This window comes from Sphingomonas arenae, assembly GCF_016924655.1.
Taxonomy (GTDB): Bacteria; Pseudomonadota; Alphaproteobacteria; order Sphingomonadales; family Sphingomonadaceae; genus Sphingomicrobium; species Sphingomicrobium arenae.
The window spans coordinates 960714-985991 of the sequence record NZ_JAFFJU010000002.1 but is presented as its reverse complement, the minus strand read 5'-3'; the positions used below and the strand labels follow the sequence as shown (position 1 = coordinate 985991).

At 66.5% G+C, this 25278-nt stretch carries 22 protein-coding genes; 11 read left to right on the top strand and 11 right to left on the bottom strand.

Annotation, left to right across the window (positions count from 1 at the left end; translation table 11 throughout):
- Nucleotides 1–50 precede the first annotated feature (50 nt).
- The 3 genes from JT720_RS11020 to JT720_RS11010 all read left to right on the top strand — a co-directional run bounded on the left by JT720_RS11020 (nt 51) and on the right by JT720_RS11010 (nt 3535).
- Nucleotides 51–722 carry an ABC transporter ATP-binding protein gene (locus JT720_RS11020; protein WP_205481289.1) on the top strand — a complete coding sequence of 224 codons (672 nt, stop codon included), beginning with the start codon at nt 51–53 and terminating at the stop codon, nt 720–722.
- Nucleotides 719–3199: an ABC transporter permease gene (locus tag JT720_RS11015; RefSeq protein WP_205481288.1), complete on the top strand. Its 2481-nt coding sequence runs from the start codon at nt 719–721 to the stop codon at nt 3197–3199. The genes JT720_RS11020 and JT720_RS11015 overlap by 4 nt, the downstream gene beginning before the upstream one ends.
- Before the next feature lie 75 nt (nt 3200–3274).
- A complete protein-coding gene (locus JT720_RS11010; RefSeq protein ID WP_205481287.1) occupies nt 3275–3535 on the top strand; it encodes a hypothetical protein in 261 nt (86 codons plus the stop codon).
- Between the two features lie 81 nt (nt 3536–3616).
- On the opposite strand, the gene JT720_RS11005 is transcribed toward JT720_RS11010, so the two are convergent.
- Nucleotides 3617–4495 (bottom strand): peptidylprolyl isomerase, encoded by an 879-nt coding sequence (locus JT720_RS11005; RefSeq protein ID WP_237219794.1) that lies wholly within the window; start codon nt 4493–4495, stop codon nt 3617–3619.
- Between the two features lie 114 nt (nt 4496–4609).
- Between JT720_RS11005 and purT the strand changes: the two genes are divergently transcribed.
- Nucleotides 4610–5782: a formate-dependent phosphoribosylglycinamide formyltransferase gene (gene purT, locus JT720_RS11000; protein ID WP_205481285.1), complete on the top strand. Its 1173-nt coding sequence runs from the start codon at nt 4610–4612 to the stop codon at nt 5780–5782.
- A 16-nt stretch (nt 5783–5798) separates the two neighbouring features.
- Nucleotides 5799–6224 carry a hypothetical protein gene (locus JT720_RS10995; RefSeq protein ID WP_205481284.1) on the top strand — a complete coding sequence of 142 codons (426 nt, stop codon included), beginning with the start codon at nt 5799–5801 and terminating at the stop codon, nt 6222–6224.
- Nucleotides 6225–6361: 137 nt separating this feature from the next.
- Here the strand turns inward: JT720_RS10995 and JT720_RS10990 are convergent, their stop codons facing one another.
- From JT720_RS10990 to purE, 4 genes are all read right to left on the bottom strand, one after another.
- On the bottom strand, nt 6362–6646 hold the full coding sequence (locus JT720_RS10990; RefSeq protein ID WP_205481283.1) for a hypothetical protein: 285 nt from the start codon (nt 6644–6646) through the stop codon (nt 6362–6364).
- Nucleotides 6647–6747: 101 nt separating this feature from the next.
- Nucleotides 6748–6873, bottom strand: a complete 126-nt coding sequence (ykgO, locus tag JT720_RS10985) for a type B 50S ribosomal protein L36 (RefSeq protein ID WP_029941846.1) — start codon at nt 6871–6873, stop codon at nt 6748–6750.
- Between the two features lie 98 nt (nt 6874–6971).
- A complete protein-coding gene (locus tag JT720_RS10980) occupies nt 6972–8030 on the bottom strand; it encodes a 5-(carboxyamino)imidazole ribonucleotide synthase (RefSeq protein WP_205481282.1) in 1059 nt (352 codons plus the stop codon).
- Entirely contained in the window at nt 8027–8482 is a 456-nt protein-coding gene (purE, locus tag JT720_RS10975) for a 5-(carboxyamino)imidazole ribonucleotide mutase (protein ID WP_419555395.1), read from the bottom strand. The genes JT720_RS10980 and purE overlap by 4 nt, the downstream gene beginning before the upstream one ends.
- Nucleotides 8483–8653: 171 nt before the next feature.
- Here purE and JT720_RS10970 point away from each other — a divergent pair, with 171 nt between their 5' ends.
- On the top strand, nt 8654–9223 hold the full coding sequence (locus JT720_RS10970) for a GGDEF domain-containing protein (RefSeq protein ID WP_237219858.1): 570 nt from the start codon (nt 8654–8656) through the stop codon (nt 9221–9223).
- Here JT720_RS10970 and gpmA read toward each other — a convergent pair.
- The 3 genes from gpmA to JT720_RS10955 all read right to left on the bottom strand — a co-directional run bounded on the left by gpmA (nt 9220) and on the right by JT720_RS10955 (nt 11566).
- Nucleotides 9220–9909: a 2,3-diphosphoglycerate-dependent phosphoglycerate mutase gene (gene gpmA, locus JT720_RS10965; RefSeq protein ID WP_205481279.1), complete on the bottom strand. Its 690-nt coding sequence runs from the start codon at nt 9907–9909 to the stop codon at nt 9220–9222. The two genes, JT720_RS10970 and gpmA, sit on opposite strands and share 4 nt — an antisense overlap.
- Nucleotides 9909–11054 carry a M14 family metallopeptidase gene (locus JT720_RS10960; RefSeq protein WP_205481278.1) on the bottom strand — a complete coding sequence of 382 codons (1146 nt, stop codon included), beginning with the start codon at nt 11052–11054 and terminating at the stop codon, nt 9909–9911. The genes gpmA and JT720_RS10960 overlap by 1 nt, the downstream gene beginning before the upstream one ends.
- 83 nt (nt 11055–11137) lie before the next feature.
- Nucleotides 11138–11566 (bottom strand): hypothetical protein, encoded by a 429-nt coding sequence (locus tag JT720_RS10955; RefSeq protein WP_205481277.1) that lies wholly within the window; start codon nt 11564–11566, stop codon nt 11138–11140.
- Between the two features lie 110 nt (nt 11567–11676).
- On the opposite strand from JT720_RS10955, the gene galE reads away from it, so the two are divergent.
- Both galE and JT720_RS10945 read left to right on the top strand, forming a co-directional pair.
- Nucleotides 11677–12675 (top strand): UDP-glucose 4-epimerase GalE, encoded by a 999-nt coding sequence (gene galE, locus JT720_RS10950; RefSeq protein ID WP_205481276.1) that lies wholly within the window; start codon nt 11677–11679, stop codon nt 12673–12675.
- 130 nt (nt 12676–12805) lie between these two features.
- Nucleotides 12806–14344 carry a M20/M25/M40 family metallo-hydrolase gene (locus JT720_RS10945; protein WP_205481275.1) on the top strand — a complete coding sequence of 513 codons (1539 nt, stop codon included), beginning with the start codon at nt 12806–12808 and terminating at the stop codon, nt 14342–14344.
- A 130-nt stretch (nt 14345–14474) separates the two neighbouring features.
- Here JT720_RS10945 and JT720_RS10940 read toward each other — a convergent pair whose 3' ends face one another.
- Together JT720_RS10940 and JT720_RS10935 are read right to left on the bottom strand one after the other, a co-directional pair.
- Nucleotides 14475–17318, bottom strand: coding sequence for a M16 family metallopeptidase (locus JT720_RS10940; protein WP_237219795.1), 2844 nt, complete (start codon nt 17316–17318; stop codon nt 14475–14477).
- Between the two features lie 135 nt (nt 17319–17453).
- Nucleotides 17454–18239: a CsgG/HfaB family protein gene (locus tag JT720_RS10935; protein WP_419555396.1), complete on the bottom strand. Its 786-nt coding sequence runs from the start codon at nt 18237–18239 to the stop codon at nt 17454–17456.
- A gap of 159 nt (nt 18240–18398) precedes the next feature.
- On the opposite strand from JT720_RS10935, the gene lepA reads away from it, so the two are divergent.
- A complete protein-coding gene (gene lepA, locus JT720_RS10930) occupies nt 18399–20219 on the top strand; it encodes a translation elongation factor 4 (protein ID WP_205481273.1) in 1821 nt (606 codons plus the stop codon).
- A gap of 83 nt (nt 20220–20302) precedes the next feature.
- Here the strand turns inward: lepA and JT720_RS10925 are convergent, their stop codons facing one another.
- On the bottom strand, nt 20303–22198 hold the full coding sequence (locus JT720_RS10925) for a M10 family metallopeptidase C-terminal domain-containing protein (RefSeq protein ID WP_205481272.1): 1896 nt from the start codon (nt 22196–22198) through the stop codon (nt 20303–20305).
- A 435-nt stretch (nt 22199–22633) separates the two neighbouring features.
- Between JT720_RS10925 and JT720_RS14060 the strand changes: the two genes are divergently transcribed.
- Together JT720_RS14060 and JT720_RS10920 are read left to right on the top strand one after the other, a co-directional pair.
- Complete coding sequence (locus JT720_RS14060; RefSeq protein ID WP_272873187.1) at nt 22634–22768, top strand: hypothetical protein; 135 nt, start codon at nt 22634–22636, stop codon at nt 22766–22768.
- Nucleotides 22769–22837: 69 nt separating this feature from the next.
- Nucleotides 22838–25213, top strand: a complete 2376-nt coding sequence (locus JT720_RS10920; protein ID WP_205481271.1) for a hybrid sensor histidine kinase/response regulator — start codon at nt 22838–22840, stop codon at nt 25211–25213.
- The last annotated feature ends 65 nt before the right edge of the window (nt 25214–25278 follow it).

Here is a 25278-nt window from a genome sequence, read left to right as displayed (position 1 = left end):
CCATCTAGGCAGTTGCCGCCCGGCTTCAACGTCCCTAGCTCCATCAACACATGCCCGAACCCCTGATCGATCTTCACGACATTCACCTGACGCTCGGCAACGGTTCGGCACGAACCGACATCCTGCGCGGCATCGAGTTTCGGCTCGACGAGGGGGAGAGCGTCGCAATCCTCGGCGCTTCGGGCTCGGGCAAGAGCAGCCTGATGGCGGTGATCGCGGGACTGGAACGCGCGACCGGCGGGCAGGCGCGCGTGTTGGGTGAGGATGTGGGGAGCCTCGACGAGGACCAGCTGGCGCGGCTTCGCGGAGCAAGGATCGGTGTGGTGCTGCAGGCCTTTCACCTGCTGCCGACCATGACCGCGCTCGAGAATGTGATGGTGCCGCTGGAGCTGTCGGGGGCGGAGAGTCCGCTAGAGCGGGCGCGCGCGGAACTAGCGGCGGTCGGGCTTGGTGCGCGTGAGGGCCACTATCCGCCACAATTGTCCGGGGGTGAACAGCAACGGGTGGCCATCGCGCGGGCGACGGCGCCCCGGCCTCGCCTGCTGCTTGCCGACGAGCCCACCGGCAACCTGGACGCGGCGACCGGCCATAGCATCGCCGACCTGCTGTTCGATCGCGCGAGCGCCGCGGGCGCCGGCCTGCTGGTCATCACCCACGATCCCGAGGTGGCCGAGCGCGCTGGCCGGATCGTCCGCATCGCCGACGGACGCATCGCGGGATGACCGCCGCGCTGGCGCTCGCCCGGCGTGACCTTCGCGGCGGGATCGGCGGGCTGTGGCTGCTACTGGTCTGCCTGGCCATCGCGGTGGCGGGCCTTGCTGCCGTCACCAGCCTGTCGAGCGCGATCCGCTCTACCATCGAGGACAATGGCCGGCAGCTGCTGGGCGGCGACCTGGCGTTGAGCGTGGCTCAGCGCTCCGCCAGCGCGCAGGAGCGCGCGGCCATGGCGGAGATCGGGCCGGTGAGTGAAAGCGTGACGCTGCGGTCCACCGCCACCGCGCCGTCCGGAAGCGCGCTGGTGGAGCTGTCCGGGATCGATCGGGGCTGGCCGCCGGGCGGGCGAGTGACGCTGGAGCCGGGCGGGCGCATGCCGGGCGAAGGGGAGGCGGTGATCGGACGCGAACTGTCCGATCGGCTCGGCCTGCGGCCCGGCGCGCAGCTGCGCCTGGGGTTCGCCGAGTTCACCGTGACGGGGATCATCCGCGAAATGCCGGCGGCCTCCGGCTTTGCGCTTGCGCCGCCGGTGCTGGTCAGCCGGGAAGGGCTGGGCGCTACCCGCCTGGTGCAGCCGGGGAGCCTCTACACCAGCACCTACCGGCTGTTGCTGCCGGACGGAGCGGATGGCGTGGAGGTCGGCAAGGCCTTCCAGGCACGCTTTCCTGATGGTGGCTGGCGTGCCCTCGACAAGGGCGACGCCGCGGCGGGGACCCGCCGGTTCGTGGATCGGGTCGGGCAGATGCTGCTGCTGATCGCACTGGGAGCGCTGGGGATCGGCAGCATCGGCATCGCCAGCGCTGCCGCGGCCTTCGCTTCCTCCCGCCGGACAACGGTCGCCGTGCTCAAGATCAACGGTGCGAGAACCCGGGATCTGGCGGGCATGCTGGGCCTTTCCGTCGGCTTCCTCGCCCTCGTCGCCATCATCATCGGGCTGGTGGTCGGGGCCGTCGCTCCGGCCATTGTCGGGGAGGTTACGGCAGACCTGCTGCCGATCACGCCCGACCGCTCTCCGCAATGGTCCGCGCTGGTGCTCTCGGCCGGGTTCGGGCTGCTGGTTACGGTCGCAGCGGCCTGGCTGCCGGTCGCGCGTGCGGTGGCGGAGCGGCCCGCAGCCATCCTGCGTGGCGAAGTGGGTGAAGAAGCGCGCCCGAGCCGCCGCAGCCTGCTGGTTCCAGCGCTGGCGACGCTCGGGGCCGTGGGATTGGCGGTGTGGGCATCGCAGGATCGGGCCCTCACGCTGATGGCGGTCGCGGCTGCCGGTGCGCTGGCGGCGGCCTTCGCCGGGATCGGCTGGGGCGTGGCGAAGGTGGCGCGAGGGCTGCACGGACGAGGCGGGCCGATTGCGCGGCTGGGCGTGGCGGCGCTGCATCGTCCGGGCTCGGCCACCATCCGGCTCAGTGTGGCGCTGGGGCTCGGCCTGTCGCTGCTGGTGGCGCTGAGCGGCATAGGGAACAGCCTGTCGGCCGAGATTGGCGGCAACATTCCGCGCAAGGCGCCAGCCTTGTTCATGCTGGACATTCCGGCGGCGGAGGAAGCACGGTTCCGGGCGCTTGCCGAGCGGCACCTCCCCGAGGCCGAGCTGCGGATGGTGCCATCGCTGCGTGGGCCGGTAACGGAGATCAACCGCCAGCCGGTGTCCGCGCTCAAGGCGATCCCCGAGGGTGCGTGGATCCTGCGCGGTGACCGGGGCCTGACCTTCGCGCGCGAGCTGCCGCCGGGCAACCGCATCGTTTCCGGCAAGTGGTGGGATGCGGACTATGCCGGGCCGCCTCTCATCTCGCTGGACGTGGAGGCGGCGCGCGCGCTCGGACTGAAGGTGGGCGACACGATGACGGTCGCCGTCCTCGGGCGACCAATCGAGGCGTGGATCGCGAACTTGCGGGAGATCGACTGGCGATCGCTCGGCTTCAACTTCGCGATCATCTTCGCGCCGGGCACCTTAGAGAGTGCGCCCTTCACCTACATGGCAACCGTTGCGCCGAGCCCGGGCACTTCCACCGTGGTGTTCGAGCGCGCGCTGACGGCAGACCTGCCGATGGTCAGCACCATTCGCGTCGCCGAGGTGGTGGAGCGGGTCACCGCCATCCTCGCCGCCATGGATGCTGCCATCACGCTGGCGACAGCGATCGCCATCCTAATCGGTGTGGCCGTCCTGGCCGGGGCCGTCGCCGCGACCCGTCAATCCCGAGCCCGGGAGAGCGTCCTCCTGAAAATGGTCGGCGCGACCCGGAGGCAGGTGCTCGGGGCTCAGCTGATCGAGTTCCTGGCGATGAGTGGAGCCATTGCCGTCGCGGCTTTCGGCTTCGGAGCACTCGCCTCCTGGGCGGTGGTGACGCAGCTGTTCGAGCTGCCCTTCCAGCCGGGCTGGGCCGGGCTCGTAGTGTTGCCCTTGGCCGGGATTGCGGTTGCGGTGGGTACGGCGCTCGCCGCAGCCTGGCCGGCTCTGAAGGCCCGTCCGGCGGAGGCCCTGCGGGCGCTCTAACCGCGGCTAAGTGCGCGCAGGAGATGAAACTTTCTCCCACGCCCGGCCGTTCAACCCGCCCGAAAGGATCAAGACATGGCGAATTTCCCAAGCCTTGGCGATCTGGGTTTAAAGCACGATCCGGCAGAGCGTGGCTATCACGCGGTGTACCGGGAGCATGAAGTCAATCACTGCCCCGGCTGCGGCCGCACCCACTGGATCATCGGTCGTGTTTCGGCCGAATGTGCCTTCTGCGCCACAGCGCTTCCGCTCGCGGAAGCAAGCATGCGGCATCACCAGTCCCCCGCCATCATTCATCATCGCAATCGCCGCGGCCCGCACGCCTGGGCTGCATGACGCCGAGACTCTCCCCCGGCGACCTGACGCGCGCCGGACAGGCAGCGCTCGCCGGCGGGGGAGACCAGACATGAAGGACTGCTAGCGCGCCGGTGTCCTCCTGATGGGCACCGGCGCATTGCATAAGTCCACCCCGCCGGCCGGAACCTGGAAGAAGTCGTCCTTCCGGTTGGCGCGAGCGCGGACATAGGCGGCAAAGCTGGGGCTCGTCTCGCTCATCACCTGGAACGAGGGTTGCTGCCCGGCGGGAAGTTGGGACGCGAGGCGGATGTTGAGGATCCGGCGCGCGATGCTCCCTTCCTTGTAGAAGCCGAGCGCTTCCGTGCCGCGGGTCAGAGCGCTCAGCTGCTCGATGCCGTCCACGACGCGGCCCACCACCGCGATGTTGCGGTCCAGGTGGCGGGGAGCATGGCCGATCACGGCGTAGAGCTCGCCCCCTGTGCCGGTGTCCGGCGCCATGTCGCGCCCAACTCCGACATAGCCGTAGCAATGGGTGAGGTTCGCCCGGCCGGTGCGCGGGTTCCAGGCGACCGGCCACCCCAAAGCATGGCCGACCTGCGGCGCGTAAGCGTCCGGATAGCCGAGGGGGCGGACCTTAAGACCGTGCAAGGGCCGGTCATATTCCGCAGGTGGACGCTTCACGACGGCCTTGGGGAAAGGCTTGCCGCCCTCGTTCGTGCCCCATTGCACGACATAGTTGTCCTGCACTCGGTAGACCGAGGAGCCCGTCCAGTAGCCCGCATCGGCGAGGGCGCGGATGTTGGCGACGTGCACGGGCGCGAATTGTGGAGCGAGCTGGATCACGGTCCGCCCGGTTGGATAAAGGTCGATGACCAGCAGGTCTTCGGCCGGGATGGTCCGCCACGCCGACGCGGGGGCCCGGGCGACGATGTCGGAAGGCGTGAGCGGTTTGGCGGGCGGGGCGGCGGCCAGCGCGGCGGCGGTCAGGAGGATGCTCATGGAGCCAGCGTACGTCATTCCGGCGGAGGGGGGAATCCAGCACTGGCACTGCGCGCCTGCAGATGTGACAGGAGCTGGATTCCCGCTTTCGCGGGAATGACGGTAAGGGGCCCCATGTTCATCGCCAGACTGATGCTGCTGGGCTCGGGCGAGCTTGGCCGGGAGTTCGCCATCGCCGCCAAGCGGCTGGGCTGCGAGGTGATTGCCTGCGACCGTTACGCGCGCGCGCCGGCTATGCAGGTCGCGGACGGGTTCGAGGTCTTCTCGATGCTCGACGGCGCGGCGCTGCGGGCAGCCGTGGCGAAGCACCGGCCCGACGTGATCGTACCGGAGATCGAGGCCATCGATACGGCTACGCTCGCCGGACTGGAGGCGGAGGGGTGGCGGGTGGCGCCATCGGCGAAGGCGGCGCAGCTCACCATGAATCGGGACGGGATCCGGGAGTTCGCCGCGCGGGAACTGGGACTGGAGACCAGCCGCTACCGGTTCGCCGAGAGCCGCGATGAGGCGATCGCCGCGGCGGAGCATGTGGGGCTGCCCTGCGTGGTTAAGCCGGTCATGTCGAGCAGCGGGAAGGGGCAGAGCACGGCGGCGACGGTGGAAGAGCTCGGCCGGGCCTACGACTATGCTGTGGCGAATATGCGCGGCGACCGGCCGCGGGTAATCGTCGAGGAGTTCATCCGCTTCGATACGGAGATTACGCTGCTGACCGTCAGCGCCGCCGACGGGGTGCATTTCTGCGCGCCGATTGGGCACCGGCAGGAGAGCGGCGACTATCGCGAGAGCTGGCAGCCGGCGGCCATGTCGGAGGCGACGCTGCGCTCGGCGCAGAGCCAAGCGGCGAAGGTCGTGACGGCCTTGGGCGGACACGGCATCTTCGGCGTGGAGTTCTTCATCGCAGGGGAGCGGGCGATCTTTTCGGAGCTGAGCCCGCGGCCGCATGACACGGGCATGGTCACGTTGATGAGCCAGAGCCCGAACGAGTTCGAGCTGCACCTTCGGGCAATTCTCGGGCTGCCGGTAGCGCCGATCCTGACCTGGGGCCCATCCGCCTCGGCCGTAATCCTGGCGGACCGGGAGAGCGAGGCGTTTGGAATTGAAGGCGTCGCCGATGCGCTGGCCTTGTCCACGCCGGACGGCCCCGTCGACCTGCGCCTCTTCGGAAAGCCCCGTACCCTTAGCAACCGGCGCATGGGCGTGGCGCTCGCCCGGGCGGGGACGGTGGCGGCGGCGGTGGAGCGGGCGGTCGACGCAGCCTCACGCATTCGCATACGTTATGAGGAGTGAGGCAGGAGAGGTGAGCATGCGCAAGCTGATCGGAATGGCGTTGATGAGCGGCCTGGCCGCGTGCGGCGGCGGCGGGGAGCAGCAACAGCAGCCGGCCGTGACCACCAACGAACCGCAGATCGCCATCCGCAGTCCGGAGCAGGACGCGCTGCACAACTTGTCCGACATGAACCGTGACATCGGCCTCAAGCGCGCGATCGTGGCGAGCGGGATCCGCTGCCAGCGCGTTACCCGGTCCGGTTACGTCACCGAGTACAACAAGCTGTCGATGTGGACCGCCAATTGTGACGAGCGGCGGGACTGGGCGATCTTCGTCGGTGCGGACGGATCGGCGCAGGTGCGGCCGTGCCAGGACATGAAGACGCTGGGCTTGCCGGAGTGCAAGATCGCGGCGGACCCGAGCGGGCGAACCGCGAGGGGGATGGCGGCGCCGGCCGGCTAGGCGGTCATTGCGTCAGCTCAGCGCTTGCTAAGCACGCCCTTCGACAGGCTCAGGGTGAGCGCAGGTTAAGAGGGGCCGGGCAACGCTTCGAAAAGCTCAGCGTAAGCGCAGGAAGGGCGAGCTGCGCCGGCCGCGCCTTAGTCGCAGCGGCGGGTTTCCTTGTATTCGCCCGACGCGCTCTTTTCCTTGATGACCACGCACTTGCCCTGGCGCGTTTCCTCGCGCCAGCTGCCATCCGCGTTGACAACGCGGTTGGTCGGCTTTGGCACGCGCTGGCCGTTGCAGATCATGTAGTTCATGCCAGGCGGCGAGGTGCAGTTCTGCCCGGACTGAGCCGTGGTCGCGGATGCGCCCGAGACACCGGCAAGCGCGGCCAGGCCGAAGCCGGCTACGATCCATGTGGTGCGGTGAAACATGCTCATCCTTGTACTCCTGTCCGCCTTCTTATGAGCACGGACAGATGAACGAACGATGAGCCGTTCGTTCGACACGACGAACTGCGGGATAGCTCCCGCTTGGGGCCTTAACCCTGGCGTGCCTTGAAGCGACGGTTGGTCTTGTTGATGACGTAGGTGCGGCCGCGACGACGGATCACGCGGCAGTCCCGGTGCCGGTCCTTCAGCGACTTCAGGGAATTGCGAATCTTCATGGCCGGTGACCGCCCGTTCTCTTTTCGTGTTGTTGGCTGATGCTCGAAAGCTTCGGCGCGCCCCTATGGGGTGAGCGCCCAAGAGTCAAGGAGAGCGGTCAGTCGTGCAGGCGGGTGACGTGACCCATCTTGCGGCCAGGACGGGGCGTGCCCTTGCCATAGAGATGGACCGCCGCCCCCTTCTCCGAGACCAGCTCGCGCCAGGCGAGCACGTCGTCGCCGATCAGGTTCTGCATGGTGACCTGCGGAGCGCGCAGGCGGGTAGAGCCGAGCGGCAGGCCAACACAGGCGCGGATGTGCTGCTCGAACTGGCTGGTGGCCGCGCCCTCGATCGACCAGTGGCCGCTGTTGTGGACGCGTGGTGCGATCTCGTTGACGATCGGACCATCGGCCGAGGCGAAGAACTCGACGGTGAGAACCCCGACATGGTCCAGCGCTTCGGCGATACCGACCGCCATGGCGGCCGCGGCTTCGGCCTGGGCCTGCACCGCGGCGCTCGCCGGTACGGTGGAGCGACGCAGAATCCCGCCCTCATGCTCGTTTTCCGGCGCGTCGAAGCGGATCGCCGTGCCGTCGCTGCCCCGCACCAGGATGATGGAGAATTCGGCAACGAAGCGGATGCCCGCTTCGGCAACGGCCGGCTGAGCGCCGATGGCCTTCCACGCCGAAGCGGCTTCTTCCGGTGAGCGGACCCAGGCTTGGCCCTTGCCGTCATAGCCATAGCGTCGAGTCTTGAGCACCAAGGGGCAGCCCAGCGCTTCCACCGCGGCCTGCACGTCGGCGAGCGAAACGACAGACCGCCACGGGGCGACCTGGGCCCCGCTCGCCTCAATAAATGCCTTCTCCTCGGCCCGGTCCTGAGCGACCTTCAGGGAGCGTGTGCCCGGGCGGAGCTTGGCCCCAAGCACGGAGAGGCTGGCGACCGGGAGATTCTCGAACTCGTACGTCACAACGGCGCAATGCTCGCCGAATCGCTGCAGGGCCTCGACATCGTCGAAGGCTGCACGGGTGAAATGGGCAGCGACGTCCGCGGCAACCGGATGCTCGTGCGGATCGAAGATGTGGCACTTGTAGCCGAGCTGGGCGGCGGCGATGCTGAGCATGCGGCCGAGCTGGCCGCCGCCGACAATGCCGATGATCGCGCCGGGCTCGATCACTCGGGGCTCTCTCCCACGGCGTCCGTCTGCGCCCCGCGCCAGCGCTCCAGCCGGGCGGCAAGCTCCGGGTCCCCCAGCGACAGGATGGACGCGGCGAGCAGTCCGGCGTTGACCGCACCCGCCCGGCCGATCGCGAGCGTGCCGACCGGAACGCCGGCCGGCATCTGGACGATGGACAGGAGACTGTCGACGCCATTCAGCGCCTTGCTTTCAACCGGAACGCCGAGGACGGGCAGGCTGGTCATGGACGCAGCCATGCCGGGCAGGTGCGCCGCACCGCCCGCGCCCGCAATGATGATCTTGAGGCCACGGTCTTTCGCTTCCGTAGCATAACGATACAGGCGCTCTGGAGTGCGGTGCGCGGAGACGACCTTTACCTCGTGAGAGACGTTGAGCGTATCGAGCACCTCTGCGGCGTGCCGCATGGTTTCCCAATCCGACGAGCTGCCCATGATGATTCCAACCGATGCGCCGCCCATTTCGGTCCCCGTGCCTCAAGCTCCGCGGGCTTTAGGAACAGTGTGGACGTCACGCAACGGTCACGTCCTCGTGGAAAGATTCCACATCCATCTTAATCCGGGTTATAGTTTGTGCACCCGCTCAGGATCACCTTCGTGACCGATATGTCGCTTCAAAGCTCTGATCCCACGTTGCTGATCGAGGAGATCAGCCGACTTCGCGCAACCGTGGCCCGTCTCGAACAGCGCATCGAGGACCTGGACCAGCTCGCGCACAACGATGCGCTGGTGCCGCTCCTCAACCGGCGGGGCTTCGTTCGCCAGCTCGAGAAGCTGATCGATCGGGCGACCCGCTACGGGGACACAGGTGCGATGCTGTTCATCGATGTGGACGGGCTAAAGCTGCTGAACGACAGCTTCGGCCATCACGCAGGGGATGCCGCGCTGTGCCACGTCGCCGAGTTGTTGCGCACCGATGTTCGGCAGAGCGACTGTGTTGCCCGGTTCGGAGGCGACGAATTCGCGGTCCTGCTGGAACGGACGGACGAGCAGCAGGCGGAAGACACGGCCCAGCGGCTGGCCGAGCGGATCGCCGGAGGACAGTTCGTGCACGACGGCGTGGTGATCCCGCTGTCGGCGGCGATCGGCATTGCGATGATCCACCCGGGCGACGAGGCCGAGGCGGTGATCATTCGCGCCGATCAGGCCATGTACGAGGTGAAGGTCGCGGCCTAGCGTTCTCTCAAATAGTAGCGGTCCACGCGGCGGAGCCGGTCGTCGAGTTCGTAGACGATCGGCTGGCCGGTCGGGATCTCCAGTCCGACGATGTCATCATCGCTGATGCCCGACAGCTGCTTCTCCAGCGCGCGGAGCGAATTGCCGTGGGCGGAGATCATGACTCGCTTGCCGGCGTGCAAGGCGGGGGCAATCTCAGCCTCGAAGTAGGGCAGGGCGCGAGCGATGGTGTCCTTGAGGCTCTCGGTCGCGGGCACGTCGATGCCGCGATAGCGCCGATCCTGTTGGAGCGCGGCATAGGGGCTGTTCTGGTCGAGCGGCGGCGGGGGCACGTCGAAGCTGCGCCGCCAGATCTTGACCTGCTCCTCGCCAACCTTGGCGATCATCTCCGCCTTGTTGAGGCCGGTCAGCCCACCATAGTGGCGCTCATTGAGGCGCCAGTCCTTGGTGACCGGCAGCCAAAGCGAGGCGAGTTCGTGCAACACCAGGTGCAGCGTGCGAATGGCGCGGGTCTGGAGCGAGGTGAAGCAGCAGTCGAACTCGAAGCCCTTGGCCTTGAGCAACCGTCCCGCCGCGCGTGCCTCGACAATGCCGGCTTCGGTCAGGTCGACGTCCCACCAACCGGTGAAGCGGTTCTCGAGGTTCCACTGCGACTGGCCGTGCCGAAGGAGGACGAGGGTGGGCATCAGCCCTGGCCCCCCTTGCCCGCCTTGAGCTCCGGTAAGATGCCGTGGAGCGCATCGAGGCAGGAGTAGGCGAGGAACTTGGAGCGCTCGGCCGACCAGCCATAGACCGGCTCGGGCAGGTCGTCATTGTCCTTGAACGGCATCTCCAGCGTCATCGACACGCAGCCATATCGCTCGGCGAGTTGCGTGGTGGACATGCTCATGTTGGCCTCGCCCGGACGCGCGATCTCATAGCCCTGCGCCGTCTGGAAATCGGGCGAGATCCGCTCCAGCGTGTCGCTGAACAGCTTGAACAGGCGGGTCTGGCGCTCGGTGATCGAGGGAATGCCCTCGAAGCCAGCAAGGAAGTTGGCGGGGATCGCCTCGTCCCCGTGAATGTCCATGGCGAAATCGGGCGGGCTCTGGTCCATGGCATTGCGAACGCAGAGAACTTCCGGGCTCTTCTCCGCGGAGGGCGCGTGCCACTCGCGATTGAGGTTGGTGCCCGCCGCATTGGTGCGCAGGTGTCCGCGGCGGCTGCCGTCCGGGTTCATGTTGGGCACGATGTGGAAGGTAACCTCGCTGAGCAGCACGCGGCTGACGGGATCGTCGGGATCGACCAGCTTCTCGAGCGCGCCTTCCATGAACCACTCGGCCATGCTCTCGCCCGGGTGCTGGCGGGCGTAGATCCAGGCGGTGAGCGGGCCGTCGCCCAGGGTCAGGCAGTCGATGTCCTGCCCATCGAGGCTCTTGCCCAGCGAGCGATACTGAACGTCCGGCAGCGCGGCGATGGCGCTGACCAGGTCGTGGTGGCGTTCCATCGAGTACGGCGCGAAGTAGGCGAGCCAGGCGAGGTCGCTCTCCGGCACGAAGCGGATGGTGAGGATGCCGTCGGCGTAGTGGGTTTCCTGGACCTGGAACCAGTCCTCACGGTCGTAGCTGAGACGCGCCTTGTAGCCCGGCCAGCCGTTCGGATAAGCCGAGCCCGCACAGTTGAGAATTCGCAGTTCCAGCGAACGCCCTTCGGCGCCGGCCACCCGGAAGTGGAACCACTGGTAGAAATCGCTCAGGTGATCGTTGACGATCTCCAGGTCGATGCGGTCTCCGTCCTGTCCGACCACACGGATGTTGCCGGAATCGAACGCGCTGGAAATCGTGATGGACATGAACATCTGCCGCCAAGGAGTGAAGACCGGCGGCCTGATAGTCAGCGGGAGCGGACTAGGGAAGCCCGGGACGGCGTTCCCGGTCAGGCTTTCCAGATGCGCTTGGGATCTTCCGCGTCGACCATGATCTTGAGGGGGTCGCCGGCCTTGAGCTCGTAGAATTCGTCGTCGCGGCCGGTGTAGGTGACGGTGCCGGTCTGGAAGCTGCCGTCCGGCGCGCGATACGTCACGTGGACGTCGGCCGTGCCCTCGACCTGCTTGTTGCGCTTGGAGCGGACTTCCTTCCACTCGCCGACGGACTTGCACTCGCCCTTGCGGGAGGACTGCTCCGTCGCTTCGATCGTGCCGCCGCCGCCGCGCGGGTCCTTCACCTCACGCGACACCTTCTCGATGATCTCGCAGGTGTGGTCGATGGTGGCCACAGTTGCCTCAGTAGGGACGCCGTTTGCGCAGCCCGCCAGGGTTGCAGCAAGGGCGATGAGGGTTGCGGCGAGAATCGGACGAGAGGGCATGGCATTTCCCTGCTGGAGGACGCCCTATGTCTTCCCGAGGCTCGTTTAAAATCGCGTAAATCGCTTCCTTGCTTGGCAGGAGCGCTAGGGCTCGGCTAGCGGTCGCAGCCATGGATCCCATCACAGTCCTCGTCACCGGAGGCGCCGGTTATATCGGCAGCCACGCGGTTCTTGCCCTCAATGACGCCGGTTGGCGCGTGGTGGTTGTCGACAATTTGTCCAACGGCCGGCGGGAGGCGATCCCCAATGGCGTGCCGTTCCTGCAGGCGGACATCGGCGATCGGCAGGCCATCGAGCCGTTCCTGCGGGAGCATGACGTGAAGGCGATCATGCACTTCGCCGGCTCCATCGTGGTTCCGGAAAGCGTCGAGAACCCGCACCTCTACTACGGCAACAACACGGTGGCGACACATGCGCTGATCGGCGCCGCCCTGGCGGCTGGAGTTCGCCACATCCTCTTTTCCTCGACCGCAGCTGTGTACGGGGCACCGGAGCGGGTGCCGATTGCAGAGGACGAGCCGACCAAGCCGATCAATCCCTATGGCGCATCCAAGCTGATGACTGAATGGATGCTCGCCGACTGCGCCGCGGCGTACCCGTTCAACTACGGCGCTCTGCGCTATTTCAACGTGGCGGGCGCGGACCCGCATGGCCGCTCTGGCCAGGCGGGGAAGGGCGCGACGCACCTGATCAAGGTCGCGTGCGAGACCGCGGTGGGCAAGCGCAGCCATGTCGACGTGTTCGGGACCGATTACCCGACGCCGGACGGCACCTGCATTCGCGACTATATCCACGTGTCCGACCTCGCCGACGCACACGTGGCGGCGCTCGAGAAGCTAATCGCTGAACCGGGCGAGAGCTTCACGCTCAACTGTGGCTACGGGCGCGGCTTCTCGGTGCTGCAGGTGCTCGACGGGCTCGACCGGGTGAACGGTTCGGCGATCGAGCGGCGCATGGGGCCACGGCGGGCCGGCGATCCCCCGCAACTGGTCGCCACCAACCGCCGCTTGGTCGAACGGCTCGGCTGGTCGCCGAAGCGGGACGATATCGAGGGCATCATCCGTGACGCGCTCGCGTGGGAGCGGAAACTCGCTGACGAAAGAGACTGATTTGCCGCTTCGCCACCTGCTGCTCGCCCCTGCTGCCGCACTCCTCCTGGGGACGGCCCCAGCGCCGCCGACCGCTCAACCCGCCCCGCCTCCACCGCTTCCCGCAGGCGTGTGGCAAGCACCCCGGGCCATGGCCGACCGGGTTCAGGCCGACGTCGAGTTCCTGGCGGACGACCTGCTCGAGGGCCGCGGGGCGGGCGAGCGCGGGCATGAGGTGGCGGCGCTCTATGTCGCCAGCCAATTCCGTAGTCTGGGCATGCAGCCCGCCGGCGAGAACGGCAGCTGGTATCAACGCGTGCCGTTCCGCCGCGCTACCCACGAGGGAAGTCCGCGGCTGGAGCTGATCAGCGGCGCCACGCGCGAGGCGCTGAGCGTCGGGTCCGACGCTGCTGTCCGTCCGAGCATCACCGAGCGGGAGCGCAGGATCGAGGCGCCGATGGTGTTCGTCGGCTGGGGCATCACGGACGGGCGCTACCGCTTTGACGATTACCGGGGGCTCGACCTCAAGGGGAAGATCGCGGTCGCATTCTCCGGAACCCCGAAGGGCCTGCCTTCTGAAGTGGCGGCGCACCTGTCGCAGCAGAAGGATGAGTTCGCCGCGGCCGCCGGTGCGATTGGCCTGATCGAGATCGATCCAGGCAGCGACTCTCCGGCCGGAACCGTCCGCGGAGCCTCGCGGCCGAGGGTCACGGATTGGGTGGACGCGAAGGGACGGACGGGCAACACGGCAGCGGGACTGCGGTTTCGGGCGGGAGTGTCCGAGGCGACGACCCAGCGGATGTTCGCAGGCGCGGCGCAATCCCTCGCCAGGATTCGGGCGGAGGCGGCCGGCGGCCGGCATCCGAAGGGGTTCGCGTTGAAGCCCCGCTTCGCATTGCAGGACAAGATGAAGTGGGAGGAGTTCACGAGCCCTGCCGTGCTCGGGCTCCTTCCCGGCACCGACCCGAAGCTGCGGTCGGAGACCGTGATCCTGATGGGTCACCTCGACCATCTCGGGATCGACCCGGACGCCAAGCCTGGCGAGGACGCCATCTACAACGGCGCGCTCGACAATGCCGCGGGGATTGCGACCATGCTCGAGGCGGGGCGCGCCTTCGTGCGCTCGGGCAAGCCGCCGAAGCGGTCGGTCCTCTTCATTGCGCACACGGCTGAGGAACTGGGGCTGCTGGGCGCTTCGTACTGGGCGTCCAACCCGACGGTGCCGCTCCGCCAGGTTGCGGGCGCGGTGAACCTCGACATGCCGGTTCCGCTCTACGATTTCACGGAGGTGGTCGCCTTCGGAGCCGACCATAGCACGGTCGCGCGCGCGGTAGCCGATGCGGCGAAGACGATGGGGCTTGGCGTCGGCCCCGATCCCATGCCGGAACAGGGCATATTCACCCGCTCCGACCATTATCCCTTGGTCATGAAGGGTGTCCCCTCCGTGCTCCTGTTCACTGGCCATGCCAATGGCGGCAAGGAGGTCTGGGCGCGCTTCTTCGAGGAGGCGTATCACCAGGTCGACGATGACCTCAAGCAGCCCATCCGCTGGACCGCGTTGGCCCGCTATGGTGAGCTCAATTACCGGATCGCCCGAACGCTGGCCGACGCGCCGCAGCGTCCGCGGTGGATCAAGGGCAGTTACTTCGCCGACTTGGTGGCGCCGGGCGAACCGCGGGCGGAGCGGTAGGGGGCGCTCGTCCTAGCGGAGGCTTGAAGAGCCGAGGTCGAAGGGCGCTTTCGGCTTGCTGACCAAGAACGCCCTTCGACTGCGCTGACGCGCTCCGCTCAGGACGAGCGAAGCTGCGAACCGCGTGACTCTAGCGTGGCTGCATTTCCTCGACCTGCATGCCGAGCTTCGTGAGCTGCGGCTTCACCTTCGCGGCATCGCCCACGACCACCCAGATGAAGGCGTTCGGGTCGATGTTTGCCCGCGCGGCCTGGTCCAGGCTGGCCTGGGTCATGCCGCGGTACTTGGCGGCCAGTTCTTCCTGGTAGGTGTCCGGACGGCCGAGCAGCGCATTCTCGATCATCGCCTGAAGCACGGCCTCGCCGGTCTCGTAGGAACCGGGCAGACCGTTGATGTTGTTGGCAACCGTGCGGCTCAGTTCCTCGTCGTTGACGCCCTTGCTGGTCAGGAATTGGCGGACCTGCAGATCCATCGCGGCGAGCGAGTCGCCGGTCCGGTCGGCCTGCACGCCGGCGCTCACCAGGAATGGTGCGGCCTCCCGGTTGAGGGTGAAGGCACCGCCAGCACCGTAGGACCAGCCCTTGGTTTCGCGCAGGTCCATGTTGAGGCGGGAAAGGAAGCTGCCCGCGAGCACGTCGTTGGCAGTGGTTGCTGCTAGCGTGTCGCCCTTCGGGTCGAGTGGGGTCAGCTGCACGCCGCGGATCACCGACTGTGGTGAGCCCGGTCGGTCGATCAGCACCACCCGCGGCTTGGACAGGCGCGCGGGGGGAGCGGTGAACTGCTTCACGCCCTTTGCGGTCGCGGGAGCCGCCCACTTGCCGAAGCTCGCCTCCAGCTGCGGCGTGATTTCCGCCAGCGGGCGGTCCGATACCACGAACAACGTCACGTTGTCGGGCCGGAGCCAACGCTGCTGGAAGCCCGTCAAGTCGTCGCGGCTGATCGCCTTCACGGCCTCCGGATCACCGGAGCCGGCAACCGCATAGGGGTGGTTCGGGCCATACAGCAGCGCCGGCGCCGCGCGGCGGGCCATCTGGTTGGGGTCCTTCTGCTCCTGCGAGATCTGGGTCAGCAGCTGGGTGCGAACCCGCTCCACCTCCGCGGCGTCGAAGCGCGGGCGCTGGACGACATCGGCAAGCAGGCCGAGCGAGGGCTGGAGATTGTCGCTGAGCGCCGAGAGGCGGACGATGCTGAGGTCCGCCATCGGCATGACGTTGAGGTTGGCACCCAGTTCCTCAAGCCGCTCCGCGATCTGCTTCGAACTGAGTTCGCCCGCCCCCTCGTCCAGCAGGGACAGCGCCATGTTCTGGAGGCCACGGCGGCTCGGTGAGTCCGCCGCATTGCCTGCGTCGAACGCCATGGCGACCTGCGTCACCGGCACCGCGCTGCGCTGCGCATAGGTGACCTGGATGCCGTTCGAGAGCTGCGCCCGCTGCACATCAGGAAAGTCGAGCGCGGCCAGCTGACCAACGGGCGGAACCTCCCGCTTGGTGATCTTGACCGGCGCCGCCTTGGTCTTGGGCGCCTTGCCACCCTTGGCCTCGACATACGGCGGTCGATCGCCCGGTTCCAGCCGGACGAGCACGGCCGGGCGGCTCAGCCACTTCTGCATGGCGGCGCGAACGTCGGCCGGCGTCAGGCTGGCGTACTTGGCGAGTGTTTCGGAGTAAGCGGCGGGGTTGCCTTCATACAGCTGACCTTCCGCAAGGGTGCCGGCCTTCCCGCCGAACCCGCCGACCTGCTCCAGGCCGCGGATGATGTCGGCGACTTCGTCGGTGGAGGCGCGGGTCAGTTCCTCTTGGGTGGGACCGTTAGCGATGAAGTCGGCGAGGATCGCGTCGACGCGCTTCTCCAGCAGGGCGGTGTCCACGCCGGGCTTGGCCACGGCGGTCACGGTGAACTGTCCGATCCGATGGAACGGCATGTAGCTGGTCGAGACGGAGACGGCGATCTTCTCGTCACGCACCAGCGCATTATCGAGGCGCGAGCTGGCGAGGCCGCCGAGCACCTTGGCGCCGAGGTTCAGCGCCTCGGCATCGTCGTCGAGCAGGCCGCCCGTGGCCCAGACGCGCCGGATCTGAGTGGCTGCAACGCGGTCCTTCTGGACGATGGTCTTGGGCGTAGCGAGGGTCGGAACGTCGGCTTGCGCAGGATCATTCACCGGGCCGCGCGGGATGGAGCCGAAATACTTCTCAACCAACGGTCGCGCGGTCGCCGCGTCGATGTCGCCGGCGAGCACCAGCACGGCATTATTCGGACCGTAATTATCGCGGAACCAGTTGCGCACGTCCTCCAGGCTCGCGGCGTCGAGGTCCGCCATCGAGCCGATGGTGTCGTGGTGGTAGGGATGACCTTCCGGGAAGAGTGCCGCGAGTATGTCATAGTCGAGCAGGCCGCCCGGCTGGTTGTCGCCCTGACGCTTTTCGTTCTGGACGACGCCGCGCTGGTTATCCAGCTTCTCCTGCGTCACCGCGCCGAGCAGGTAGCCCATGCGATCGGATTCCATGAACAGCGCCCGTTCCAGCGCGCCGGTCGGAACGGTCTGAAAGTAGTTGGTCCGGTCGAACCAGGTGGTGCCGTTATAGTCGGTCGCGCCGATCTGCTCGAGGTACGTGAAATAGTCGCCCGGCAGGTTCTCCGACCCATTGAACATTAGGTGCTCGAACAGGTGCGCAAAGCCGGTCTTGCCCTTCGGCTCGTCCTTGGAGCCGACGTTGTACCACGTGCTGACCGCTACCACCGGCGCCTTGCGATCCGTGTGGACGATAACCGTCAGGCCGTTGTCGAGCTGGAACCGCTCGTGCGGGATCTTGACCTCGCCAACGAGCGCGCTGACTGGGGCCGGGCCGGTGGACGTTGGAGCCGCGGCGGCTACCGGCGGCGCACTGGCGACCTCGGACGAGGGGGCGCTGGTTGCACAGGCGGCGAGCGCCGAGGCGCTGGCGAGCAACATGGTCAGGCGGGAAAGACGCGTCATCGTGCAGGGAGCTCCAGGAAGGGGATCTTCGTGGGAGCGAGTTGTTATCCCGCGTGCGCGCGTGCGCAACGATTATCGATGAACGGGCATTCTAGTTCGACGGGCGGCGGTCGGTCCGCCGCCGCCCGGCTTCGTTCATTGCGCTCTAGGTGCCGCCGCCGACGCATTCGCCGGCAGGCCGCCGAGTTCGCCGACAAGCTTCTTGTAGGCGTCGAGGTAAGCTAGCACGATGATCTGGCCGATCTCGGTATTCTGGTAGCCGGTCGCGCCAGCAGCCGCAAAGCCGCCCCACCAGCCCGCACCGCCGCCGCCGGCCCAGCTCAGGTCGCGCTTGCGGAAGTAGCCTTCGACAGCGATTTCCTCCGTCGTGCGGGCGTTGACCACGGACAGCGTGACGTTGGCCTCACCCTTCTTGATGTTGATCCCGCCGGCGAGGCCGCCGATCACCCGTCCCGCTCCGCCGAACAGACCGCCGATCGCGCCGCCCAGGCCCGCACCGACTCCGCCGCCACCCGAGTTGCTGTTCGACGACACGATGTTCGGCTCGAGGAAGTAGTCCGCCGCCTTCACCTGACCCTTGCCCAGGTTGCTGCCCTTCTGGAGCTCACCCTGGTCGGCCAGCGCGCGTTCCATGGCCCGGCTCTGCATGGAGCGGCCGCGGTTCACCAAGGTGAAGCAGCCGGACTTCTGCACGAAAATGCGGATGATCTGCTCCGGGCTGCCGAGGTTCAGCTCCCGCCACCACTGGTTCTCGGGCTCGACGATGGCGAGCACACCGAGCGAGCGGGTGCAGGTCGGGATTTCGGCCATGCCCTGCTGCTGGTCCTTGCGGCCGCTGCTGGGCGCGGTCTGCTTTTGCGCGAAGGCGGGCGTGGACAGGAAAACGGTTGTGGCCGTAGCGGCCAGGAAAAGCTTACGCACGTGGAGACCCCCTGTGGTGGTGAATAACAGCCGATACGCCGTGACGCGCAAATACCCCCCGCGCGCCCCGAGGCTTGGCGCGCTCTTACCATCGTCCGCCAAGTCTCGCCAGCAGCCGCGCATGACAGGGCGGCACGGCTCTGCTAGCGGGCGCGCGCAATGACCCCACTCTCCATGATCCGCAACTTCTCGATCATCGCCCACATCGACCATGGGAAGTCGACGCTCGCCGACCGCCTGATCCAGCGCACCGGGGGTCTGACCGAGCGTGAGATGTCGAGCCAGGTGCTCGACAACATGGATATCGAGAAGGAGCGCGGAATCACGATCAAGGCGCAGACCGTGCGCCTCAGCTACACGGCCAAGGACGGCGAGACCTACACGCTGAACCTGATGGACACGCCGGGGCACGTCGACTTCGCGTATGAGGTCTCACGCAGCCTCGCGGCCTGCGAGGGCGCGTTGCTGGTCGTGGATGCGGCGCAAGGTGTGGAAGCGCAGACGCTCGCGAACGTCTATCAGTCGATCGAGCACGACCATGAGATCGTGCCGGTCATCAACAAGGTCGACCTCCCCGCCGCGGAGCCCGAGCGCGTCCGCGCCGAGATCGAGGAGGTGATCGGCCTCGACGCGTCCGAAGCGGTGCTGGCCAGCGCCAAGACCGGCATCGGCATCGACGAAGTCCTTGAAGCCATCGTCACTCGAATCCCGCCGCCCAAGGGCGACATCGATGCGCCGCTCAAGGCCATGCTGGTCGACAGCTGGTACGACCCTTACCTGGGCGTGGTCATCCTTGTCCGCGTCGTGGACGGCGTCCTTAAGAAGGGCCAGCAGGTCAAGTTCATGGCCGCCGGCACCACGCACCTGATAGATCGGGTCGGATGCTTCCGCCCCAAGATCGAACAGCTGCAGGAACTTGGGCCAGGCGAGATCGGCTTCATCACGGCGCAGATCAAGGAAGTCGCGCAGACCCGCGTCGGCGACACCATCACCGATGCCAGGCGCCCGACCGCGGCTGCATTGCCCGGCTTCAAGGAAGTCCAGCCGGTCGTGTTCTGCGGACTGTTCCCGGTGGACGCTGCCGACTTCGAGAAATTGCGCGAGAGCATCAGCAAGCTTCGCCTCAACGACGCCAGCTTCAGCTTCGAGGCGGAAAGCAGCGCTGCGCTCGGCTTCGGCTTCCGCTGCGGGTTCCTCGGCCTGTTGCACCTGGAGATCATCCAGGAGCGGCTGATGCGGGAGTATGATCTCGACCTCATCACCACCGCTCCATCGGTGGTCTACAAGATGCGCCTGTCGCACTCGAAGAACGAGGATGCGAAGACGATCGAGCTGCACAATCCGGCCGACATGCCCGATCCCAATCGGATCGAGAGCATCGAGGAGCCATGGATCGAGGCGACGATCTACGTTCCCGACGAATATCTCGGGCCCATCCTGAAGCTGTGCCAGGACCGCCGGGGCATCCAGAAGAACCTGACCTATGTCGGCGGACGGGCGCAGGTGACCTACGAACTGCCGCTGAACGAGGTGGTGTTCGACTTCTATGACCGGCTGAAGTCCATGTCGAAGGGGTACGCCAGCTTCGACTATCACCAGATCGGGACGCGCGAGGGCGACCTAGTGAAGATGAGCATCCTGGTGAACGAGGAACCAGTCGATGCGCTGAGCATGATCGTCCACCGGGCGACCGCCGAGGTCCGGGGCCGCGGGATGGTCGAGCGGTTGAAGGAACTCATCCCGAGGCACCTGTTCAAGATCCCGATCCAGGCGGCGATCGGCGGCAAGGTCATCGCTCGCGAGACCATCAGTGCAATGCGCAAGGACGTCACGGCCAAGTGCTATGGCGGCGATGCGACCCGCAAGCGGAAGCTGCTGGAGAAGCAGAAGAAGGGGAAGGCCAAGATGCGGGAGTATGGCAACGTCAGCATCCCGCAGGAGGCGTTCATCGCCGCGTTGAGGATGGGCGACGAAGGCTGATCTGACGCTTTGGCGTCATGAATAGAAAAGGGGCGCCCCGGAAGTCCGGAGCGCCCCTTTTCTGTTGGTTGAAAACGCTTCGCTTAGAAGAGGTAGCCGTCCGAGTGAGTGCCTTCCAGCACCGTCCGCATCTCCTCGGCCAGCTGGGCTGCGCTGATCACCGGCTGGCTGAAAGCGCTATTGGCCGCAGTCGATGTGTTGGCCTGCAGGGCAGGATTTACCACGTCGATGAAGTCACCCGCCGAAACGCCGCGCGTATTCAGCAGCGCGATGGCGAAGTCCGCCGCGCCGCCGTCGACATTGCCGAACACGACGGTCACCGGACCGGCCGCACCCCGCCCGCTGATGCCATCGATCTCCATCCCGAGCGCGCTTTCCGCCCCCTGGATGCTCTCAAACACCTTGAAGGTGAGGTCGGCCGCATTGCGGGTATTGGCGCTTCCGCGGAAGACAAAGCCCTGGTCCCCGGATCGGCCGAGGTTGGCATCGATCGCGCTGAGGTCGATCTTGTCCACGCCGCTCACGAAGTCCGTGACGACGTCCAGCGACAAGGGACCGCGCCGCGCGGGCACCAGCGCACCGTTGATGTCCGCGATGAAGGTGTCGCTACCCGTGCCACCAGTCGCGTAATCGACGCCCGCGCCGCCGCTGATCACGTCGTTGCCGGCGCCGCCAACAAGGCGGTTGCTGAGCGAATTGCCGATGATCAGGTCGTTGCCGCTTCCACCAACGGCGTTCTCGATCCAAGCGCCATAGGCGATGCCGACATTGTCGACGAGCAGCCCGGCGTCCGGATTGGCGGCCAGCGCCGCCATGCGGTTGTTGTAGGCGGTCTCCGTCAGCGGGGCGTAACCCGCAAGAGCACGGTTGGTATTGACCGTTTCTAGAGACGGCGCGTCAGCCAGCGTCACTCCGCCGATGCTGCTGAGCGAACCCGGCGTCAGGTCGATCACCTGGTTCGTGGAATAGCCAGAGGCATCTAGCGTGTCGTTGCCGCCGGCGTCCCAGATGGTCATGACCGGGGCAGGGGTGAGCTCGAAGTCGAATGCGTCGCGGCCCTCGACATCGGCGGTGGCGTTGAAGCCGTAGGTCGTGTTGCCCGTCCGCGTGGTCATGTCCGCGCCGTACATCTGCTGCGCGGCGTAGATGTCGTGGATCATCGGCGTGGCACCGTAGGTGATGGTACCGAGGCGATAATCATGGTCCTGAATGCCGACGTCCCGCGGGTTCCAGTAAGACATGATCGTATAGTTTCGGATGTCCTGCGCATATTCCGCGCCGTTGGCGTAGGTCACCGCGAAGCCGGGGCCGAAATTGTAGGCGCCAGGATGCGACAGGCCCAGGGCATGGCCGATCTCGTGGACCAGCGTGTTCATGCCGTAGAGGCCCTCGTCGAACTGAAAGTTGCTCGGCTGGCTGGCCGACACCCAGACGTCGCCGCCGATCTCGCGGACCTGCGGGTTCACATAGTCGAGGATCGCCTGCGGGTTGGCCGGGCTGAGAACCAGGTCGGCAGGAAGCCGCGCATAGGCCTGCGTCTGCGGCGCGTTCGCCAGATTGCCGAAGTTGATGTCGCCTTCATCGGCACTGGTTTCCACGAAGGAGACGGCCACCACATCGTCCCAGTAGCCGATGGCTTCCCGTGCTGCGGCCCGCTGATCGGAGGAGAAGGGCGCGAAGTTGAAATACTCGCTGAAGGCCGAGTAGCGGCCGCCGAGTTCGTAGACATAGCCGTTGTTGAACAGGTCGGTCTGGCTGTTGTGGAAGCCGAAGTTGATCGTGGTTAGGTCATCGTCTGAGCCCGGCGTGCCGTTGACGCCCACGCCCCACCCCGTCTGCGTGCGATTGAGATGGGCGGCGATTTGTTCAGGGGTCCAGATCGGATTGTCATAGGCGCTTCCGCCCGCCAGCGGGTCGAGCGATGCTTCAAGCGTATCCGGGTGAACGTCGAGATCGGAACTCAGGACTTCGTCAAACATCAAAAACCCCTTTTACTGCTTACACGCGCGTATTTTCTGACCGTCGCGGAGACGTTGTTCAGACTTGGAAAGCACTCCCGAAAAGATCGTCGGGAAACGTCCAGACACGAGCGGAAGAGGTCATGAATTCGTCTCGTCCAGAAGGGACCGGAACCCAAAATTGCGAAACGAAATCAAGGGCTTCTACGAGCAAGAGCGTCAGGCTATAAAGGGCAAAGATGATCGTCAACTCTCTTTTTGCCATGTTTCTCGGGGATGCGGTGAGGCGAGTTACCGCGCGGTTCGAGTTGAGTGAAAGGTCATGAGATGAAGCGACGTGGGACGGCTTGCCTGCTGCTGCTTGCGTCTTGCGCGTGCAGCAACCAGGCGAGCACCGGAACCGGCTTCTCCGTCCCGGTGGAGGAGCGGAACGCGAATCGTCAGGGAGATGGTCTCATGAGTTCGGAAAATCGCGTCGCCGAAGATCCGAAGGCACCGCCGCTTCCGCCAGTGATCGAGCCCTCCCCATTGCAGCCGCCGGCGGAAGTGGACCCGGTCCCGCCAACGGCCGAAGGCGCCGACCCGAAGTAGCAGCATATCGGGAACTTGCCCGGCTGTTGAGGCTAGCCGATCGGCTTTGAACGGGTCTATCGTGGCGCCATGAGCGAAGCGAAGGGGGAGGGCGCCAGCTCTGGCCGGCGCGAGGCGAGGAAGCCGGCTGCTGGGCGGACCGGACGAATCCCTGCCGCCTACGACTTTCAGCAGATGCTCGGCATTGCCGATGCCTTGCCGATGCTGATCGCCTATGTCGATCGAGAGCAGCGCTATGTCTTCGCCAACAAGGCGTTCGCCGCGTTCTTCGAGCGACCCCGGGGCGAGATTCTGGGCCGAACCATGCGCGACGTGCTGGGTGAAGAGGCTTATGCCGCGCGCAGGCCGATGATGCAGACGGCGCTTGCCGGGGAGCGCCAGTGGTTCGCGTCCAGCTTCGATCACCCTACTCGCGGCAGCCTGGCCGTGCAGACCGAGTATATCCCGCAGCGGGCAGCCGAAACGGGCGAGGTGCAGGGCGTCGTCATCATCGTCCAGGACGTGACGGAGCAGCGGGTTGCCGAACGCGCGCTCCGCGAGTCCGAGGCCCGTTTCCGGCGTATCGCCGATTCTGCTCCAGTGATGATGTGGGTGACCCGGCTCGATCGGAAACGGGAGTTCGTGAACGACGCTTACCTCGAGTTCGCCGGCATCCGTGCCGAGGACATGAACACGCACGATTGGCGCGCGTGGATACATCCCGACGACTTCCCGCACGTGGTGCAGGCGAGCGTCGACGGCGAAGCATCCGGAAAGCCCTTCACGCTTGAAGCCCGATACCGGAGAGCGGATGGCGAGTGGCGCTGGCTCCGCTCGGTCTCCAGCCCGCGATCGGGGCCCGATGGGGAGGTCGTCGGCTTCATCGGCGCCGCATTCGACGTCACTGCTCGCAAGGAAGCGGAGCTCGAACTTCGCCGCCTAGTCGAAGAGCGTACCGCGGAGCTATCCGCAAGCGAAGCGCGGTTTCGAGCGGTGTTTGATACGGCCCTGGAGTTCATGGGGCTGATGACCCCCGAGGGCGAGTATCTGGAGATGAACCGGACCGCGTCCGAGTTGCTCCACCTCGGTCCCGACGAGGTGCGTGGCCGCAAGGCCTGGGAGTTGCCGCCAGTCACGAACGATCCTGAGGCGGCTCGGAAGATGCGCGAACTGATCGAGCGAGCTGCGCGAGGCGAGACCGCCGAGAGCGAACTTGTTATTCACATCGGCGGTCGGACGGTTACCCATCTCGCGTCCGTGAAGCCGGTGCTGGGGGAAGACGGCAAGCCGGTCTACCTTGTGGGCGAGGCCCGCGATGTCAGCGAGTTGCGCGGGGCGCAGGAGCAGCTCCGTCAGAGCCAGAAGATGGAGGCGCTCGGACAGCTTACCGGGGGCATCGCCCACGACTTCAACAACCTCCTGACGGTGGTTGTTGGAGGCCTCGACCTGATCGCCAAGCGAGAGACGGATCCCAAGCTCCGGCTCTACGCGCAGAACGCGCTGGAAGCGGCGGAGCGGGGCGCTCGGCTGACCGCGCAGCTGCTCGCGTTCAGTCGGGTTCAGCGCCTCGAAGTGAAGCCGACGTACGTGGCTCCGCTCATCACCAACATGCGCCCGCTGCTCAGGAACGTGCTTGGGCCGGGGATCGAGAAGAGGATTGAGCTGGATCAGGATCGGGTGCCTGTCCTGGCCGATCCCACGCAGCTGGAACTCGCGGTGCTCAACCTCGCGATCAACGCCCGCGATGCCATGCCCGAGGGAGGCGTGCTGACGATCCAGACTCAGAAGCAGCTGGTTTCGGGCGATCCCGAGCTGCAGGATGGCGAGTATCTGGAACTCTGCATCAGCGACACGGGAACGGGCATGTCGCCGGAAGTGCTGCAGCGGGCGTTCGATCCCTTCTTCACGACCAAGGATGTTGGAAAAGGAACCGGTCTGGGCCTTTCCATGGTCTATGGAGTGGCCCGGCAATCGGGCGGCACGGCGAGGATCGAAAGCCGTGTCGGAGAAGGCACGCGCGTCAGGCTTTACTTCCCTCAAGCCCAAGACAGCGCGGGCGAAGAAAGCGGACCGGAAGCGGATTCGCCCATGCAGGACCGCGAGGCCGCGGCGCGGGTGCTGGTGATCGACGATGACCCGATCGTTCGCGGGTTCATCGTCAACAGCCTGGAGGAGCGCGGTTACAAGGTCCGGGAGGCGGAAGATGGTCCCTCGGGCCTGGAGAGCTTCCGCGAAGAACAGCCGGACGTGATCGTTCTCGATTTCCTCATGCCCGGGATGAGCGGTGCGGACGTCGCCAGGGCGGTCCGCCGGGAGCGCCCGGATCAGCCGCTTCTGTTCGTGTCCGGATACAGCGAGACGGAGGCCATCCAGAAAGCCGCGCCGGATGCTCCGCTGCTCGCCAAGCCGTTCCGGGCAGACGCGCTCGACGCGGCGGTCCGGGGAGCCTTGGCCCGCGCCGGTTGACGCATCCCTAGCTGAGGTTCGCGCGTTGAAGGGTCAGGTGGGGGCGTTGGACGGGAGACCCGACG

Excerpts from the sequence above, each read along its gene's own strand:
- JT720_RS11020 (WP_205481289.1), top strand. The coding sequence starts at position 51 with ATGCCCGAACCCCTGATCGATCTTCACGACATTCACCTGACGCTCGGC.
- JT720_RS11015 (WP_205481288.1), top strand. The coding sequence starts at position 719 with ATGACCGCCGCGCTGGCGCTCGCCCGGCGTGACCTTCGCGGCGGGATC.
- JT720_RS11010 (WP_205481287.1), top strand. The coding sequence starts at position 3,275 with ATGGCGAATTTCCCAAGCCTTGGCGATCTGGGTTTAAAGCACGATCCG.
- JT720_RS11005 (WP_237219794.1), bottom strand. The coding sequence starts at position 4,495 with ATGAGCATCCTCCTGACCGCCGCCGCGCTGGCCGCCGCCCCGCCCGCC.
- purT (WP_205481285.1), top strand. The coding sequence starts at position 4,610 with ATGTTCATCGCCAGACTGATGCTGCTGGGCTCGGGCGAGCTTGGCCGG.
- JT720_RS10995 (WP_205481284.1), top strand. The coding sequence starts at position 5,799 with ATGCGCAAGCTGATCGGAATGGCGTTGATGAGCGGCCTGGCCGCGTGC.
- JT720_RS10990 (WP_205481283.1), bottom strand. The coding sequence starts at position 6,646 with ATGAGCATGTTTCACCGCACCACATGGATCGTAGCCGGCTTCGGCCTG.
- ykgO (WP_029941846.1), bottom strand. The coding sequence starts at position 6,873 with ATGAAGATTCGCAATTCCCTGAAGTCGCTGAAGGACCGGCACCGGGAC.
- purE (WP_419555395.1), bottom strand. The coding sequence starts at position 8,482 with ATGGGCAGCTCGTCGGATTGGGAAACCATGCGGCACGCCGCAGAGGTG.
- JT720_RS10970 (WP_237219858.1), top strand. The coding sequence starts at position 8,654 with ATGTCGCTTCAAAGCTCTGATCCCACGTTGCTGATCGAGGAGATCAGC.
- gpmA (WP_205481279.1), bottom strand. The coding sequence starts at position 9,909 with ATGCCCACCCTCGTCCTCCTTCGGCACGGCCAGTCGCAGTGGAACCTC.
- JT720_RS10960 (WP_205481278.1), bottom strand. The coding sequence starts at position 11,054 with ATGTCCATCACGATTTCCAGCGCGTTCGATTCCGGCAACATCCGTGTG.
- JT720_RS10955 (WP_205481277.1), bottom strand. The coding sequence starts at position 11,566 with ATGCCCTCTCGTCCGATTCTCGCCGCAACCCTCATCGCCCTTGCTGCA.
- galE (WP_205481276.1), top strand. The coding sequence starts at position 11,677 with ATGGATCCCATCACAGTCCTCGTCACCGGAGGCGCCGGTTATATCGGC.
- JT720_RS10945 (WP_205481275.1), top strand. The coding sequence starts at position 12,806 with ATGGCCGACCGGGTTCAGGCCGACGTCGAGTTCCTGGCGGACGACCTG.
- JT720_RS10940 (WP_237219795.1), bottom strand. The coding sequence starts at position 17,318 with ATGACGCGTCTTTCCCGCCTGACCATGTTGCTCGCCAGCGCCTCGGCG.
- lepA (WP_205481273.1), top strand. The coding sequence starts at position 18,399 with ATGACCCCACTCTCCATGATCCGCAACTTCTCGATCATCGCCCACATC.
- JT720_RS10925 (WP_205481272.1), bottom strand. The coding sequence starts at position 22,198 with ATGTTTGACGAAGTCCTGAGTTCCGATCTCGACGTTCACCCGGATACG.
- JT720_RS14060 (WP_272873187.1), top strand. The coding sequence starts at position 22,634 with ATGAGTTCGGAAAATCGCGTCGCCGAAGATCCGAAGGCACCGCCGCTT.
- JT720_RS10920 (WP_205481271.1), top strand. The coding sequence starts at position 22,838 with ATGAGCGAAGCGAAGGGGGAGGGCGCCAGCTCTGGCCGGCGCGAGGCG.